Genomic DNA, 15,477 nt, shown 5'->3' with positions numbered 1-15,477 from the left:
GCTATGTGCGGGATTGCGGGCATCGTTTCGGCCAACCTGCCGGTGAATCAGGATCTCTTCGACGCGCTGACCGTGCTTCAGCACCGCGGGCAGGATGCGGCGGGCATCCTGACCAACGCCGACGGCAAGCTCTACCTGCACAAGGACCTCGGGCTCGTGCGCGACGTCTTCCATCGCGACGAGGAGATGGCACGGCTCCAGGGACGGATGGGCATCGCGCACGTGCGCTACCCGACGGCCGGCGAGTCGAGCGCCGCGGAAGCCCAGCCGCTCTACACCAACATGCCCTACGGCATCGCCTTCGCGCACAACGGCAACCTGACCAACACCGAGCTGCTCAAGGACGAGCTGTTCGCGCAGGACCGGCGTCACATCAACACCGATTCGGACTCCGAGATCCTGCTCAACATCTTCGCGCACGAGCTCATGGAGCAGGCCGAGGGCAGCCTGCGCCCCGAGCACATCTTCGCGGCGGTGGCACAGCTGCACGCCCGCGCGCGCGGCGCCTACGCCTGCGTGGCGCTCGTCACGGGCTACGGCATGGTGGCGTTCCGCGATCCCTTCGGCATCCGGCCGGTGATCCTCGGCAAGCGCGAGGGGCCGGACGGCACCGACTACATGGTGGCCTCGGAATCGGTGGCGCTGGACGCGCTGCAGTTCGAGATCATCGGCGACATCGCACCCGGCGAGGCCGTCGTGGTCACGCACGACGGACGGCTTCTGCGGCAGCAGTGCGCATCCAAGCCGGTGCTGTCGCCGTGCCTGTTCGAGTACGTCTATCTCGCGCGCCCCGACTCGGTGCTGGACGATGTCTACGTCTACAAGGCGCGGCTGCGCATGGGCGAGAAGCTCGGCGACAAGCTGCTGCGCGACTGGGGCGAGCACGATATCGATGTCGTCATCCCGGTACCGGAGTCGTCGCGCACGGCGGCGGCGGAGATGGCGGGGCGTCTCGGCGTGAAGTACCGCGAGGGCTTCATCAAGAACCGCTACATCGGCCGCACCTTCATCATGCCCGGCCAGGCCATGCGCAAGAAGAGCGTGCGGCAGAAGCTCAACCCGATCGATCTGGAGTTCCAGGGCAAGAACGTGCTGCTGGTCGACGACTCCATCGTGCGCGGCACGACCTCGCGCGAGATCATCCAGATGGCCCGCGACGCCGGCGCGCGCAAGGTCTACTTCGCGTCGGCCGCGCCCCCGGTGCGGTATCCCAATGTCTACGGCATCGACATGCCGACCGCCTCGGAACTGGTCGCCAACGAACTGTCCGAAGAGGGCATCCGCGAGGCGCTGGGCGCGGACCGGCTGATCTTCCAGGAACTGGACGATCTCAAGGAATCGGTCAACGAGGGCAATCCGGCGCTGCAGCACTTCGACTGCTCGGTGTTCAACGGCGAGTACGTCACCCAGGACATCTCCCGCGACTACCTCGATCAGCTGGAACTGTTCCGCTCGGATGCGGCCAAACGGCAGCGCCGGGACGCCCCCGGCATGCCCATCGAACTGCACAACGCCGCCCATGGCTGAATCATCCGACACACCCGCTGCACCGCGGCCGCTCGGCGCCGGCACCCTCGGCGTGCGCGGCGCCACCCTGCGCACGCCCTGGCGCGAGCACTCGCCGGCGATCTTCGCCACCTCCAGCTTCGTCTTCGACTCGGCCGAGCAGGCGGCGGCGGTCTTCGCCGAGCGCGAGGCCGGCTACGTCTATTCGCGCTTCACCAACCCCACCGTCGAGGCTTTCGAGAAGCGGCTGGCGGTGATGGAGGGCGCCGAGGCCGGCATCGGCACGGCCTCGGGCATGAGCGCGATCCTGGTGCTGTGCATGGCGCTGCTGTCGGAGGGCGATCACGTCGTCGCCTCGCGCACCCTGTTCGGTTCCACCATCTCGCTGTTCGAGAACATCCTGTCGCGCTTCGGGTTGTGCTTCTCCTACGTCGATCCGTGCGATCTCGACGCCTGGCGCGAGGCGGTTACGCCGAGCACGCGCATGCTCTTTGTCGAGTCGCCCACCAACCCGCTGTGCGAGGTCGTCGACATCGCCGGCCTGGCGGAGATCGCGCGCGCCGCGGACGCCCGTCTGGTGGTCGACAATTGCTTCCTCACGCCGGTATTCCAGCAGCCGATCGCGCTCGGCGCGCACCTGGTCATGCACTCGGCGACCAAGTATCTGGACGGGCAGGGGCGCTGCGTCGGCGGTGCCATCGTCGGCGATCAGGAAACCGTGGGCGGCACCCTGTTCCGCTTCATGCGCACCTGCGGGCCGTCGATGAGCCCGTTCAACGCCTGGAGCTTCCTGAAGGGTCTGGAGACGCTGCAGGTGCGCATGGAAGCGCACGAGACCCGCGCACGGCAGGTCGCCGAGGCGCTGGTGGCCGAGGACGCCGTGCGCCACGTCTACTATCCGGGGCTGCCGGATCATCCGCAGCACGCGCTGGCCAGCCGCCAGCAGGGCGGCTTCGGCGGCATCGTCAGCTTCGACCTGGTCGATCAAGCCGCGGCCTGGCGCTTCATCGACCGCCTGCAGCTCGCCTCGATCACGGCCAATCTGGGCGACACCCGGACGACCGTGACGCATCCGGCGTCCACCACGCACTTGCGGATCGGGCCGGAAGCGCGGGCGCGTGCCGGCATCGGCGACGGCCTGGTGCGCATCGCGGTGGGCCTCGAGGACGCCGCCGACCTGGTCGACGACATCCGCGGCGCACTGCGCTGAGGCATTCGTCGTGGCGGAATCCGACGCGCGCTGGCGGGCGATTCGCGACGCGCTGCTGAGCGCCGATCCCGACGACAAGCGTGCGCGTGTCGCGGCGCTGGATGGCCTAAGCGCCCCATGCCATCCGGACGCGCCGGCGACCGCGCTCGCCGGCGCGCCGGGGCGCCCGCCCAGGCCGGTGCTGCTGCATCCGCGCGATGTGCCGACACGCGGGCTGGGCAGCGAGGCAGGGCGGGTGGCGCTGTTGCACGCGGTCGCCCACATCGAGTTCAACGCCATCAATCTGGCCCTCGATGCAGCAGCGCGCTTTCCGGGCATGCCGGATGCCTTCTACCGCGACTGGCTATCGGTGGCCGCCGACGAGGCGCGGCACTTCGGCATGCTGCGCGACCGGCTGGCCGATCACGGCGTGGCCTACGGCGATCATCCCGCGCACAACGGGCTCTGGGAGATGGCGGAGAAGACCACCCACGACCCGCTGCACCGCATGGCGCTGGTCCCGCGCGTGCTGGAAGCGCGCGGGCTCGACGTCACCCCCGGCATGATCGCGCGGCTGGAGCAGGCGGGCGACCGGCGCAGCGCCGATGTGCTGCGCGTCATCCTCGACGAGGAAGTCCGCCACGTCGCCATCGGCACACGCTGGTTCCGCTGGCTGTGCGCGCGGCACGGGCTGGTCTCGGACGCGACCTTCACGGCACTGCTTGCCGACTACGGTGTTGCGCTGCGCCCGCCGTTCAACGATACGGCGCGAGAACAGGCGGGTTTCAGCCGATCGGAAATGATGGGGGCTGGACCCGGTCGAGCGCCTGGCCGCCAAACTCGGTGAACGAGTACGGCGCCCCTGCTGCAAGCCCGCTCCGCTACGGCTCCATCCGTCTAGCCGATGTTCGGACACCGGAGGCCGTCCAGAAGGGGCATCGACCGTGCGTTGCCGACCGCATCGCTGCTGGGCGGCCGGGCGGTCTTCGAAATGACCGAGGCTGCCGCCCAAGGTCTTGCCCTCCATGGCGATACGCTTCCCCGCCGCCGATGGGGCTTCAAGGCGGGCGGCCGGTTGGCGGAACGCCGCTTCAACGGCTCGAGGCTTGAGTCCATGAAGGGCGCAGCGAATCGAAGGATGCGCCGGTACCCGCTTCCAGCGCAGCTGGCACAGCGCATTCAGCCGCTCGCGATGCGTGTCCATGAAGCGTTGGAGCTAGCGACAGGAAGTCGCGCCCGAGGCCACCGCCAAGACGCTGAACAGCGGCAGATGGGGCAGGGCACATTGCCGGGCTTGCGCGCGCCGAGGATCGGGAATCGCCGAAAAGCAGGCCTTCATCTGCATCATGATCGCCTCTAACCCAATGGGTTACAGGGCAATCTTCCATCAATTTATCAGTATGGGGCAGCCCTGGCTGTTTCGGAAGCTGCGCAATCTTGACCCGGGCGGGTGGGAAAGTCCGACAGGCTGCTGCAGCCCCGACCCCTGAGCCCCCCGTTCAGATTGTCGCTAATGCACCAGCGCCGCGCCGCCAAGCATGCAGCTCATGCGCGCGCCGACATCGGCTTCGGCGAGGTTGACGCCAAGAATGTTGAGCAAGGCGTTGACAATGGGGTCGAGCAGCAGGCTGAGCGGTGCGAGAACGAGATTGCCGACGAGGGCCAGCACCCCTTCGAGAAGGTTACCGAGAAGCTCCGAATTCAGGATCGTGACCTCAAGCTCGAGGCCGGTGAGGGTGTTTGACAGGCTCGCGACGATGTCCTGACTTGAAATCTGCTGGTACATGTCGTCGCTTTCCGGGTCACTGATCTCCGGCAGCTGCTCGGGCTCGGGCGGCAAGTTGTCATAGACCAGGGACTGCGAAGACTCCGCCACCGGGACATTGGCGCTGATGCCGATTTTGGCCACCGTGATCGGCCCTACCGAGAGGCTCAGAATGTTGAGCAGATCGGCGTCGGGAAAGGGCGTGCCGGAGCCGAAGAAGTCGTTCAGTGCGGCGGGGCTGTAGACGCCGACGCCCAGATTGGCGGCGGCGGTCGCGGTGTCCACGTCCAGGGACTTGTCCCCATCCAATGCGCAGTTGTGGTCGGTCACCCAGGCCTCCGCGCCGCCGACATTCAGGCCGACGTCGAGATCGCTGCCAAGCACCTCCAGGTTCAACAACGGCAGGTGAGCGAGCACCTCGTTGAGCAAACCGAGCACCCCCAGATCGACACCGAGCAGCAGCCGTACCTGGGCGGTGCGCACATAGATGCGCCCGTCGCCGTTCCTGGGGTCGACCGGGTCGATCCGCGCCGGGTTGCCGACGACGGCGATCTGCGGCGGTTCGATGACGCTGGCGCGGAGCGAGACGCCGGCCACGCCGGGGAGGTTCACGCCGACGCCAGCGGCCAGGGCGTGCTCCGCGCTGGCGGCCTGGACGAAGGCCTGTACCAGGTCGAAGGCATTTACGCCGAGGTCGAGTCCCGCCGTCTCGGTGCCGAGACCGAGCGAGAGCAGATCGCCCAACGGAATCTCCAGGCCGCCAAGGGTCAGGTCCAGCAGGTCAGTCCTCAGCAGTCCCAGGTTGACGCCGGCGATGCTCTCGGGGCCGACGGCCTCGATGGTGGCATTGACCAGGTTGAGCAGGCTGACATCGGCAGCCAGCAGGTTCTCATAGGTGCCGATGTCGGCGCTGACCTCGATACCTTCGAGGAAAGCAAGCTCATTGAGAAAGTCGAGCAGGTTGACGTCGGCGTTGGCCACGCCTTCCCAGCCAACGACGTTAAGCGACACGTTGCTGCCGAGCAATGCGCCGAGCAGGGCATTGACGACGCCGTCCTCAAGCGAGACCAGGGTTGAGCGGATGTTCAGCGAGGCCTGCGGCCGCTGAGCGACCGCCACCGCGGTGGCGGTGATGGTGCGCTCGCCGGGGATCAGAAAGCGCGGCGGGTTCCCGGAAACGGTCACCCTCAGGGCGTTGCGGTCGACACCCGAGTCGGGCGTGAAGCTGGAAGGGGTGTCTTCGTCGCCCTTCTCCCATACCCCGCACTCCGGGAGGATGCTCTGCACGCCGGTATTGCCGAGGTTGGCCTGCGCGCTGGTAGTGGCGCGGTTCTTGGCATCCTCGCAGGCCGCTCGCAGCTCCTCAGTGCCGGCAAGGGCCGCGAGGTCGGCGGCCTTCTGGTAGTCGCGCTTGTAGTGGTAGAGGAAACCGATATCGAGAATCGCCAGCACGGAGATCATCACGCTGATACCGAGCGCCGCGAACATGGCGATCGCGCCCTGCTGGCGCTGCCGGGGCTGCCTTCCTGGATGGATCATGCGTCCGCCTCCTTCTCGCTAGAGCAGGACGCTGGCTTCGCCCACCAGCGTATCGGGTAGCCAGTTCATGTCCCCGATCACGGGAATCGTGATGCTTGGCAGGATTCGTGTTCCGGATCCGTTGTCGTAGGGGAATACGATCCGTATCCGCAGGCAGCTCGCTCCGTTGCAGTCGCTGCTAATGAGCTGAATGTTGTTGCGGACCTCGGCCAGCCAGGCGCGCCGGTCGCCGATGGTGCCGTTGTGTTCCTTGGGGGCGATGGGCGATGCCGACAGGGAATTGATGATCTCGTCCTTGATGCGCTCCACGTCGTCGGACGGAATGTTGCCGCCCTCGCTGAAGCTGGCGCGGAGCAGATTGGCGGCTGTCGCGCCGTCCTCGGCTGCGCGCGTGAGAGCAATCTGCGTGTAGAAGATGGCGCCGAAGCTCACCACGCCCCAGAGCAGCAGGAGCATTGCCGGGAGCACGAGGGCTGCTTCCAGTACCACACTGCCGCGCTGGTTCCGGCGATGGCTTGTCATCAGAGCACCCTTCCGTCGATGCGCACGCGGGCCTGGCCCTGCAGCGAGGTCGGCGAAACGATGCCGAATCCGGGCAATGCGGGAATGATGGGCTGCTGGGCGTAGGGGTAGGTCACGGTCACGATGAGCTGGCAGCTGCTATCGACGGTGTCGCCGCAATCGGGGAGGGCGCCGCCGCCGGTCGTGCAATCCACGCCGGTGGGGCACAGGGCCGTGTCGATCTGCGGGCTTCCCCATGCGGTGAGCCAGTCGAGCTGCGCGCAGCTCGCCTGGCGCGCCCGCGCCATGCGCTGCTGAAGTTGATCCTCTGCCTCGGTGACGAGATCACTGCCGGGGCATCCGACCTGGATGCCGCCGGCTTCGGCCTGTTGAAAGCGCAGCGCCTCCCGCGCTCCTTCCTCCGCCGCGTGCTGCAGGCTCAGTCGCGCGGTGAAGACCATCCCGAAATGCAGCGTGCCGTAGAGCAGCATGAAGATGACGGGGAAGACGAAGGCGAATTCCATCGCGGCAACGCCGCGTTGTCGCGATCGGCTGTGGAGCGAGCGTATGGCGTCCTTGCGCATGTCCGATTCCGGGAAGGGGGACTGTGCGCAGTATGGTGCGTAGCTGACGGCGGCATCGGCTTCGCGCCGACGAGTGGTTCATTCCAGCCGAAATTCGGCGAGGCCGGTCGAAGTGGCAAGCAGATAGCGGTGGTCGTCGGGCCGCCAATCGGGGAGCACAAAGCGGTCTCCGCCTGCGTGACGATGGTGGGCCGGACGGTGTGTATGCCCGTGGATGATGCGCTGGATGCCATTTTCCCTGAAGGCGCTGTCGATGGCCGCGTCCGCAACGTCGAGGATGTCGGCTTCCGTTGCGCGGGCGCGCCCGGCGCGCAGCCGGTGCGCGATGGCCCGGCGGATGGAACGCGGCAGAGCGAGAAAGCCGCGGCGCGCGGCCGGGTAGTGGGCGAAGCGACGCCAGCGCTGATAGGCGTGATCCTGTGTGCACCATTGATCGCCATGCGACAGGAGGGCCGGGCCGTCCGGCAGCATCACCACCGCGGGGTCGGGCAGCATCGTCACGCCGTTGCTTGCCAGCAGCGCCGGAGACACCAGGAAGTCACGGTTGCCGGCCATGAAGTGGATGCGCGTGCCGCCTTCGGCACGGCGCCGCAGGGCGGCCAGCACCGGGGCGTGCTCGGCACCCGAGACATCGTCGCCCAGCCAGTACTCGAAGATGTCGCCGAGCAGGTAGATCGCGTCGGCGTCGACATCCTCGAGCAGGGCGAGCAGGCCGTCGCGGTACGCGGAGGGGCCACCCGGCAGATGGATGTCCGACACGAGCACCGCCGATCCTTGCCGCGTCGAACTCATTCCGCGGCCGCGACGACCTCCACGCGCTCGATGATGACCGGCCCCACGGGGACGTCCGCGTGTCCGGCGCGTCGCGTCGTCTCCACCGCGGCGATGCTGTCCACCACATCCATGCCCGAGATCACGCGCCCGAAGACCGCATAGCCGTGCGGGTCGACGCCACCGGGTTCGAGGAAGGCGTTGTCCTTGAGGTTGATGAAGAACTGGCTGGTGGCCGAGTCCGGCGCGCTGGTGCGCGCCATCGCCACGCTGCCGCGCGCGTTGGTCAGCCCGTTGCCGGCCTCGTTCGCGATGGGCTCGCGTGTCGGGCGGCTGCCCATGTCGGGTTCCATGCCGCCGCCCTGGATCATGAAGCCGGGAATGACGCGATGGAAGATGGTGCCGTCGTAATGGCCGTCGCGGGCGTAGGCCAGGAAGTTCTCGACCGACAGCGGAGCGGCCCCGGAGTCGAGCGACAGCGTGATCGCGCCGGCGCTGGTGTGGAGGATGACGTCGCCGGAATCGGCGGCGTGGGCAGCGCCGGAAGCGGCGGCACCGAGGGAGACGGCAGCGAGAACGCGCTTGAATGTCATGCGGGGACCGTGGAGTTGTCGTGGCGGGGAAGCGTATCCGGAACGGCACCGCGCATGAGCGCGAGTGCGTCGTCGATGATGCCCGCGTCGGCGTCGGGTCGGCGGGCTGTCTCGCCGAGCAGGCGACGGAAGGCGCGACCGCGCGGCTGGCCGCGGTAGAGACCGAGCATGTGGCGGGTGATGGCGGCGACCGGCACGCCGGCGGCGTGCTCGCGCGCGATGTAGTCGCGCATGCGTTCGAGCACGGTCTCGCGGCAGTCGACCGCGGGCGGGGCATCGTGGAAGCGGCTGTCGACATCGACGAGCAGCCAGGGATTCTCGTAGGCGGCACGCCCGAGCATGACGCCCGCGACATCGCTGCCCAGCTGCCCGCGGGCGGCATCGAGGTCGCGCAGCCCGCCGTTGAGCACGATGCTCAGCTCGGGATGCGCGGCGGCGAGGGCATCGACCCGGGCGTAGTTGAGCGGCGGCACCTCGCGGTTCTGCTTCGGCGACAGGCCCTGCAGCCAGGCCTTGCGGGCGTGGACGATGAAGCGTTCGCAGCCGGCGGCCGCGACCGTGTCCACGAAGGCCTCGAGGAAGGCGTCCTCGTCGCAGTCGTCGACACCGATGCGGCACTTCACCGTGACGGGGATCGTGCACGCCGCCCGCATCGCGGCGACGCAGTCGGCCACCAGTGCCGGCTCGCGCATCAGGCAGGCGCCGAAGCCGCCGCCCTGGACGCGGTCCGATGGGCAGCCGCAGTTCAGATTGACTTCGTCGTAGCCGTGCGCCTCGGCCATGCGCGCGCACTGCGCCAGCGCCCGCGGGTCGCTGCCGCCCAGCTGCAGCGCCACCGGGTGCTCGGCGGGGTCGAAGGCGAGAAAGCGCTCGGTGTCGCCGTGCAGCAGGGCGCCGGTGGTCACCATCTCCGTGTACAGCAGCGCGCGCGTGCTGATCTGGCGCAGGAAGAACCGGCAGTGCCGGGTCGTCCAGTCCATCATCGGGGCCACGGAGAATGTGTGCGCGTAAGTCATTGAAAGCATTCTAGCCAACCGGGGGTGCTCGCGCTCATTGCATGGGTGCCGTCCTTCGGCGGAGGCTGGACGTACGGCGTGGCACCGATGCCGGCGGTAAGGTGACCCCCGGCGTCAGGCGCCGCATTGGCTGGGAACGAACAAGGAGTAGCGATGGGCAGGCTGGTCGAAGGCGTATGGCGCGACGAGTGGTACGACACCTCCAGCACGGGCGGCGCCTTCCGGCGCGAGGACGCCGGCTTCCGCAACTGGGTGACCGCGGACGGCAGCCCGGGGCCGAGCGGCGAGGGCGGCTTCGCGGCCGAGTCGGGCCGCTACCATCTCTACGTGTCGATGGCCTGCCCGTGGGCGCACCGCACGCTGGTGTTTCGCGCGATCAAGGGCCTGACGCCGCACGTCGGCGTGTCGGTCGTGCACCCGCACATGCTGGAGAACGGCTGGGAGTACAAGCCCGAGTCGGAGCCGCTGCACGGCTACCGTTTCCACCATCAGCTCTATACGCACGTCAAGGCGGACTACACCGGCCGCGTGACCGTGCCGGTGCTGTGGGACCGGCAGCGCGAAACCATCGTCTCGAACGAATCGGCGGAGATCATCCGCATGTTCAACTCGGCCTTCGACGGCATCACCGGGAACACCGACGACTACTGTCCGGCCGAGCTGCGGGACGCGATCGACGCAGTCAACGCGCAGGTCTACGACACCGTCAACAACGGCGTGTATCGCTGCGGCTTCGCGACCACGCAGGCGGCGTACGAGGCGCCCTTCCACGCCCTGTTCGCGACCCTGGACGAGCTGGAGAAGCGGCTCGACGGCCAGCGCTGGCTGTGCGGCGACCGCCTGACCGAAGCGGACTGGCGCCTGTTCACCACCCTGGTGCGCTTCGACGCCGTCTACCACGGCCATTTCAAGTGCAACAAGCGACGCATCCGCGACTATCCGGCGCTCTCGCGCTACCTGCGCGCGCTGCTGGCCGTTCCCGGCGTGGCCGATACCGTCGACATCGAGCAGTGCAAGCAGCACTACTACGTTAGCCACGGCACCATCAATCCCACCGGGGTGGTGCCGCTGGGGCCCGATCCGCTGTTCTAGTCGGCGGCGGCGCTGCCGATGCCCGCGGGCACGCCGGCGCACGGGAAGTCGGAGGACGGCGGCCCGCGCAGCGCGCCGCCGATCTCGGCGCGGCGGATACCCGCGAGGTCGCCGTCGAGCAACTGATCGACGACCGTGCGGTAGGCCCCGAGAATCGGATCGACCGCCCTGTCCAGGATCTGGCTCTCGTCGTCGCCCGCGGTGTGGTGATAGACGTTGGTTCCCGCCAGGCTGACCGTGGGAATGCCGGCTTCCCAGGCCAGCGCGGCTTCTCCGGGCTTGAACAGCGTGGGCGCGAAATCGAACAGCGGCGCCAGCGCCGGATCGGAGAACGCGGGGTTGGCGATGAGGCGGAGCGGAATGTTCTCCGAGATGCTCAGTGTCCGGGTGCGCGCGGCCCGGTCCAGCGGAACGGGCTCGCCGTCCGGACCGGTGTCGTGCCCGCGGCTGATGAGGGCCGCACCGGCGTGGATGTACGCGCCGATGCGGTCGGGATTCCAGCAGCCCAGGAATCGCTGCAGCCCGATCTGGAAGACCTCGTGCCCGCCGGTCGCCACGAAGTAGACCGGATGCGGCAGCGCGCCGTCGCGTTCGACGCGTTCGGCCAGATGCTGCGCCAGATGCAGGAACACGGCGATGCCCGGACCGCGCTCCGCCGCGGCGAGCTGCCAGCTGTTGAGCGGCGTGCCGATCACGATCCAGAGCGAGTCGTCGAATCCGGGCAGCCAGGCCGATACATTGCTCGACGCGGCGGGACGCGAGGCCGCGCTCGCCGGGACCGACTGCGCACCGTTGCGGTACTCCGCGTCCAGAACCAGACGCGCGGTCCGGCCGTCGAGCGCCTCCAGCGCCGCACCGTCGCGCTTGCCGACGAGCAGCGTGGGCAGGTCGCCCAGACCGTCGCGGCTGTCGTAGTTCTGCGACACGACGAGGTTGGCGGGGCCGCCGGGGAAGTAGACCACCGCGCCCAGGGCGCCCTGGTCGGCGAGGGAATCGAGCCGGTTGCGCAGCGCGGGGCGCTCCGCGTTGAACAGGCGCTCGCCCTCGACCAGCGCGATGCGGCCGTCGACATCGGCGCGCAGGATGCCGTCCAGCAGCCAGTCGGGGCCGACGGAGACCAGTTCGCCGGTCACGCCGTCGGGCGGCGTCCGCCCGCTGTAGTACCAGGGCATGCTGGCGGGCGCGATGCGATCCGGCCCTTCGCCTATCTCGATGCCCCACGCGCGCGGCACGAAGAGCGGAATGTCGAAGGGGTGCGAAGTGGCGTCGCGCATCGCGGGCAGCGCGTCGAGCGCACGCGCCATCCAGTCGTGAACGGCGATGCCCGCGGGGGAGCCGGAACGGGCGCCGGGCGGACAGCGGGTGGTGCCGTCGAGTTGTGTGCATGCCTCGGCGTGGCGTGGATCGCGCACGATGCCGAGGTACTGCGCGATGCCCTCGTGGGCGCGCTCCCGCGGCGTCGCGTCCGGATCGAACAGATCGGCGATATTCCCGCCGCCCGTGCTCGGCGGTTGCGGCCCCGGTCCATCCGGGCCGTCGCCGTCGCCGTCGCCGCCGCCGCCGCCGCCGCCACACCCGCCAAGACACAACGCCAGTGCCACCAGGCACGAGCGCGCGTGCCAGTCTACGAGCCGCATCGCCGGTTCACTCTGAAGCTGAAAGGCTCAAGGATCGCGAGCATGCGCTGCACTTTCGTGACAGCGCCATGACGTGCGTCAGCAGACGCGCGAGATCATGCGGCCCGTGCGCTCGTCGCGATAGCGGATGGTGGTCTTCTTGAAGTTGAGATCCACGAACAGGACGGCCTTGGCGTCGCCGTTCTTCCACTGCATGCAGACGCTGGAATCGTTGGAGTACACCAGGTCGAACTTGCCGCGGAAGGCGGGATGCGACTTGCGGAATTCGAGCAGCTGCATGAGACGCCGCACGACCGGCTTCTCGACGCAGGCATCGACATCGTCGAGCGAGAAGTAGCCGCGATTGATGTCGCGCAGCTCGCCGGTGCGGTCCATGAGTTCGTCGTCGTTGGTGCCGGCGAGCAGGCCCACGTAGTAGACCTGCGGAATGCCGGGTGCGAAGAGCTGGATGGCGCGCGCCGCGATGTAGGCGTCGTCGTTCTGCTTGAGGGCGTCGTAGAAGGTGCAGGTGAGCTGGTAGATCGCGCCCACGCTGTGCACGTTGGCCGCCGACCGGCGCAGGATGGGGTCGGCGCTGCGCTGCGACACGTTGTCGATGACGGCCTGGATCTGCTCGGCCGGCAGGATGCCCTCGACATCGGGAATGCAGATGCCGTCGTGAGTGTCGAGCACCGTGATCTGGTTGCGCGGGCAGACGCGCAGCCAGTTCTTGAGATAGACGCTGTTGGCGTCGAGCAGCGAGTACAGCAGCAACGGCGGCAGCGCGAAGCCGTAGGGCCGCATGCCGCGCATGCCGATGGCGAACTGGTAGCTGGAGTGGTCGTGCACTTCTGGCAGGACCTCGGCGCCCATCGAGTTGGCGGCGCGGTGGAACCAGCCCAGGATGTCGTAGACATCCGGCTCCACCAGGAAGCAGCTGGTGCCGATCTTCTTGGTGGTGTAGCCGAAGGCGTCGAGCCGGAACAGCTTGACGCCGTGCCCGGTCATGACGCGGAGGTTCTCCTCCATGAAGTCGTAGGTGACCTCGGCGTCGTAGTTGAGGTCCACCTGCTTCTCGGTGAAGGTGCACCAGACGCGGCGCTTGCTGCCGTCGGCCAGCACCACCTCGCGGAAGGGCTCCTTCTCCTTCCGGATATGGATCTTGGCCAGGTCGTCGGGCGTGATCTCCCCGAGCGCGTCGACATCGACGAACAGTTCTGCGTAGCGGCTGTCCTTGCCCTTGGCAAGGTAGTCCTGGAACTCCGGTGACTCGTCGGCGATGTGGTTGAGCACCAGGTCGAGGCACATGTCGTACTCCGCCGCCATCGCCTCGAAGTCGTCCCAGTCGCCGTAGCGCGCGTCGATCTCGCGATGCGTCAGCGGCGAGAAGCCGCCGTCGGCGTTGGACGGAAACGGCGGCAGCAGATGGACGCCGCCGAAACAGCGCGAGAAGTGCTTCGTCAGCACCCCGTGCAGGTCGGCGATGTTGTCGCCCATGCGGTCGGGGTAGGCGATGAGCTGAGGCTGGTTGCGAAGGATCATGCGAGCGGGTGTATGACTGGACGGATGGGTGCGTCAGGCGAGGTAGCCGCCGTCGACGGTCAGGGATGTGCCGGTGACGTAGCTGGCCGCGTCGGACGCGAGGTAGAGCACGGCGGGCGCGATTTCTTCGGGCTGCGCCGTGCGCTTCATCGGGATGTAACGCAGGAATCGTTCCAGCTGCTCCTCGTCGCCGGTGAGGGCGCTGGCGAACTTGGTCTCGGTGAGCCCGGGCAGCACGCAGTTGCAGCGGATGCCCCAGTCGGCGCATTCCTTGGCGAAGGCCTGCGTCATGTTGATCACGGCGGCCTTGGTGATCGAATAGATGCCCTGATCCACCGCCGGTCGCACGCCGTTGATGCTGGCGATGTTCACGATCGCGCCGCCGCCGTGCTGCCGCATGCGGTGCGCCACGCGCGACGACAGGTCGAAGTAGCCGCGGATGTTCACCTGCAGGGTCTTGTCGACCATGTTGAGGTCGGTGTCGGCAATGTGGCCGAAGTAGGGGTTGGTCGCGGCGTTGTTGACCAGGATCCGGATCGGTCCGGCCTCGCGCTCCGCCTGCGCGACCAGCGCCTCGAGCGCCTCGGGGGTGCCCTGGTGGGCGGCGATGGCCGTTGCCTTGCCGCCGTCGGCGCGGATCGACTCCGCGACCGCCTCGCAGGCTTCCTGCTTGCGGCTGGAGATGATCACGTGGGCGCTGTGCTCGGCGAGCAGGCGGGCGGTGGCCTCGCCGATGCCGCGCGAGGCGCCCGTCACCAGGGCGACGCGATCGCTGAGGTCGAAGAGTCTGTGCATGGCGGTCTCCTGTCGTGCCGCGCCCGGCCGGCGGGGCGGAATGGGTCAGATCGAGGCGGCCGGTGCGGGCAGGCGCCGCCGGCCGATCACGATCAGCACCGTACCAAAGCCGAACATCAGCACCCCGTAGACCGCGGACGGCACCGACATCGCCGGCGAATGCAGCAGGGTGAGGGTGATGAGCAGACCCAGCGTTCCGTTCTTGATGCCCAGCTCCATCGCGCAGGTCAGCGCGTCGCGCGGCGCGAGGCCGGCCAGGGCGCCGCCGAACAGGCCCAGCGCGATGCCGGCAATGTTGAGCACGGCTACCGCGATGCCGGCGTCGCGGAACATGGGAACCGCATCGGCGCCGAGCTGCGCGACGATCAGCGCGATCAGCACGGCGAGCACGACGAGGCCGAATACCCCCACCGCGCGCTCTGCGCGCGCCGCCAGCGAGGGCCGCCAGGCGCGCAGTGCCATGCCGATGGCCACCGGCAGGATGACGATGGCACCCAGCGTCCCGATCGTGCGCAGGAAGGGGAGTCGCAACTCGGCGGCCGCCTCCGCGAGGTCCGGGCGCAGCGGGAACAGCCCGAGGGCGAGATTGATGATCAGCGGGAGACTCAGCACCGTGATCAGGCTGGCGGTCACGGTCAGGGTGATGGAGAGCGCCACGTTGCCGCGCGCGAAGAAGGTGAAGATGTTGGAGGTCGTCCCGCCGGGGCAGGCGGCGATGACCACCAGGCCCACCGCCAGCGCCGGATCCATGGGCAGCACCCACGCGATCACGATGGCGATGAGCGGCATCAGCACCACCTGCGTCGCCGTGCCGAAGGCGGTCGCGCGCGGGTAGACCACGATGTCGTGGAAATCCCGCCGCCGCAGTGTGAGACCGATGCCGGTCATGATGATGAACAGGGCCAGCGGGAGGCCGACATCGATCAGGATTGAGCTTTCCACGTAGTGTCCGTTGGGGGCAGGGGGGC

The 15,477-nt window shown here is 68.3% G+C and carries 14 protein-coding genes; 4 read left to right on the top strand and 10 right to left on the bottom strand.

All coding sequences use genetic code 11. The features are described 5' to 3' along the window. Window positions 1-3: 3 nt before the first annotated feature. Genes purF through KAH28_RS07805 form a run of 3 tightly spaced genes read left to right on the top strand, consistent with a single transcriptional unit; the run spans window position 4 to window position 3,542 of the window. Window positions 4-1,527, top strand: a complete 1,524-nt coding sequence (gene purF, locus KAH28_RS07815; RefSeq protein WP_290575427.1) for an amidophosphoribosyltransferase — start codon at window positions 4-6, stop codon at window positions 1,525-1,527. Then, window positions 1,520-2,716 (top strand): O-succinylhomoserine sulfhydrylase, encoded by a 1,197-nt coding sequence (locus KAH28_RS07810; RefSeq protein ID WP_290575426.1) that lies wholly within the window; start codon window positions 1,520-1,522, stop codon window positions 2,714-2,716. Before purF ends, KAH28_RS07810 begins: the two co-directional genes overlap by 8 nt. Before the next feature lie 10 nt (window positions 2,717-2,726). Beyond that, window positions 2,727-3,542 carry a ferritin-like domain-containing protein gene (locus tag KAH28_RS07805; RefSeq protein WP_290575425.1) on the top strand — a complete coding sequence of 272 codons (816 nt, stop codon included), beginning with the start codon at window positions 2,727-2,729 and terminating at the stop codon, window positions 3,540-3,542. A gap of 663 nt (window positions 3,543-4,205) precedes the next feature. Here the strand turns inward: KAH28_RS07805 and KAH28_RS07800 are convergent. The 6 genes from KAH28_RS07800 to dusA all read right to left on the bottom strand — a co-directional run bounded on the left by KAH28_RS07800 (window position 4,206) and on the right by dusA (window position 9,464). Continuing rightward, entirely contained in the window at window positions 4,206-5,999 is a 1,794-nt protein-coding gene (locus KAH28_RS07800; protein WP_290575424.1) for a TadG family pilus assembly protein, read from the bottom strand. 18 nt (window positions 6,000-6,017) lie between these two features. Further along, entirely contained in the window at window positions 6,018-6,521 is a 504-nt protein-coding gene (locus tag KAH28_RS07795; protein WP_290575423.1) for a TadE/TadG family type IV pilus assembly protein, read from the bottom strand. Continuing rightward, window positions 6,521-7,024, bottom strand: a complete 504-nt coding sequence (locus KAH28_RS07790) for a TadE/TadG family type IV pilus assembly protein (protein WP_290575422.1) — start codon at window positions 7,022-7,024, stop codon at window positions 6,521-6,523. Before KAH28_RS07790 ends, KAH28_RS07795 begins: the two co-directional genes overlap by 1 nt. Window positions 7,025-7,162: 138 nt before the next feature. Beyond that, window positions 7,163-7,849: a UDP-2,3-diacylglucosamine diphosphatase gene (locus tag KAH28_RS07785; protein WP_290575421.1), complete on the bottom strand. Its 687-nt coding sequence runs from the start codon at window positions 7,847-7,849 to the stop codon at window positions 7,163-7,165. 23 nt (window positions 7,850-7,872) lie between these two features. Continuing rightward, window positions 7,873-8,448 (bottom strand): peptidylprolyl isomerase, encoded by a 576-nt coding sequence (locus tag KAH28_RS07780; RefSeq protein ID WP_290575420.1) that lies wholly within the window; start codon window positions 8,446-8,448, stop codon window positions 7,873-7,875. Next, the gene (gene dusA / locus KAH28_RS07775) at window positions 8,445-9,464 is read right to left on the bottom strand and encodes a tRNA dihydrouridine(20/20a) synthase DusA (protein WP_290575419.1); all 1,020 of its coding nucleotides are present in this window, start codon (window positions 9,462-9,464) and stop codon (window positions 8,445-8,447) included. Before dusA ends, KAH28_RS07780 begins: the two co-directional genes overlap by 4 nt. Window positions 9,465-9,617: 153 nt before the next feature. Between dusA and KAH28_RS07770 the strand changes: the two genes are divergently transcribed. Then, the gene (locus tag KAH28_RS07770) at window positions 9,618-10,556 is read left to right on the top strand and encodes a glutathione S-transferase family protein (RefSeq protein ID WP_290575418.1); all 939 of its coding nucleotides are present in this window, start codon (window positions 9,618-9,620) and stop codon (window positions 10,554-10,556) included. On the opposite strand, the gene KAH28_RS07765 is transcribed toward KAH28_RS07770, so the two are convergent. The 4 genes from KAH28_RS07765 to KAH28_RS07750 all read right to left on the bottom strand — a co-directional run bounded on the left by KAH28_RS07765 (window position 10,553) and on the right by KAH28_RS07750 (window position 15,451). Further along, the gene (locus tag KAH28_RS07765; protein WP_290575417.1) at window positions 10,553-12,193 is read right to left on the bottom strand and encodes a hypothetical protein; all 1,641 of its coding nucleotides are present in this window, start codon (window positions 12,191-12,193) and stop codon (window positions 10,553-10,555) included. The two genes, KAH28_RS07770 and KAH28_RS07765, sit on opposite strands and share 4 nt — an antisense overlap. Before the next feature lie 78 nt (window positions 12,194-12,271). Then, window positions 12,272-13,714 carry a sucrose phosphorylase gene (gene gtfA, locus KAH28_RS07760; RefSeq protein ID WP_290575416.1) on the bottom strand — a complete coding sequence of 481 codons (1,443 nt, stop codon included), beginning with the start codon at window positions 13,712-13,714 and terminating at the stop codon, window positions 12,272-12,274. 33 nt (window positions 13,715-13,747) lie between these two features. Then, window positions 13,748-14,509 carry an SDR family oxidoreductase gene (locus tag KAH28_RS07755; RefSeq protein WP_290575415.1) on the bottom strand — a complete coding sequence of 254 codons (762 nt, stop codon included), beginning with the start codon at window positions 14,507-14,509 and terminating at the stop codon, window positions 13,748-13,750. A 45-nt stretch (window positions 14,510-14,554) separates the two neighbouring features. Further along, entirely contained in the window at window positions 14,555-15,451 is an 897-nt protein-coding gene (locus tag KAH28_RS07750) for a bile acid:sodium symporter family protein (RefSeq protein ID WP_290575414.1), read from the bottom strand. Window positions 15,452-15,477: the final 26 nt, after the last annotated feature.

This window comes from Algiphilus sp. (genome assembly GCF_023145115.1).
In the GTDB taxonomy this organism is placed as follows: Bacteria; Pseudomonadota; Gammaproteobacteria; order Nevskiales; family Nevskiaceae; genus Algiphilus.
Note: the sequence above shows the minus strand (reverse complement) of the source record. Positions and strands in the feature narration are given on the sequence as shown.

Coding starts and splice junctions, on each gene's coding strand:
- KAH28_RS07790 (WP_290575422.1), bottom strand. CDS start 7,024: ATGGAATTCGCCTTCGTCTTCCCCGTCATCTTCATGCTGCTCTACGGC.
- KAH28_RS07800 (WP_290575424.1), bottom strand. CDS start 5,999: ATGATCCATCCAGGAAGGCAGCCCCGGCAGCGCCAGCAGGGCGCGATC.
- gtfA (WP_290575416.1), bottom strand. CDS start 13,714: ATGATCCTTCGCAACCAGCCTCAGCTCATCGCCTACCCCGACCGCATG.
- KAH28_RS07780 (WP_290575420.1), bottom strand. CDS start 8,448: ATGACATTCAAGCGCGTTCTCGCTGCCGTCTCCCTCGGTGCCGCCGCT.
- KAH28_RS07810 (WP_290575426.1), top strand. CDS start 1,520: ATGGCTGAATCATCCGACACACCCGCTGCACCGCGGCCGCTCGGCGCC.
- KAH28_RS07795 (WP_290575423.1), bottom strand. CDS start 6,521: ATGACAAGCCATCGCCGGAACCAGCGCGGCAGTGTGGTACTGGAAGCA.
- KAH28_RS07770 (WP_290575418.1), top strand. CDS start 9,618: ATGGGCAGGCTGGTCGAAGGCGTATGGCGCGACGAGTGGTACGACACC.
- KAH28_RS07755 (WP_290575415.1), bottom strand. CDS start 14,509: ATGCACAGACTCTTCGACCTCAGCGATCGCGTCGCCCTGGTGACGGGC.
- purF (WP_290575427.1), top strand. CDS start 4: ATGTGCGGGATTGCGGGCATCGTTTCGGCCAACCTGCCGGTGAATCAG.
- KAH28_RS07765 (WP_290575417.1), bottom strand. CDS start 12,193: ATGCGGCTCGTAGACTGGCACGCGCGCTCGTGCCTGGTGGCACTGGCG.
- dusA (WP_290575419.1), bottom strand. CDS start 9,464: ATGACTTACGCGCACACATTCTCCGTGGCCCCGATGATGGACTGGACG.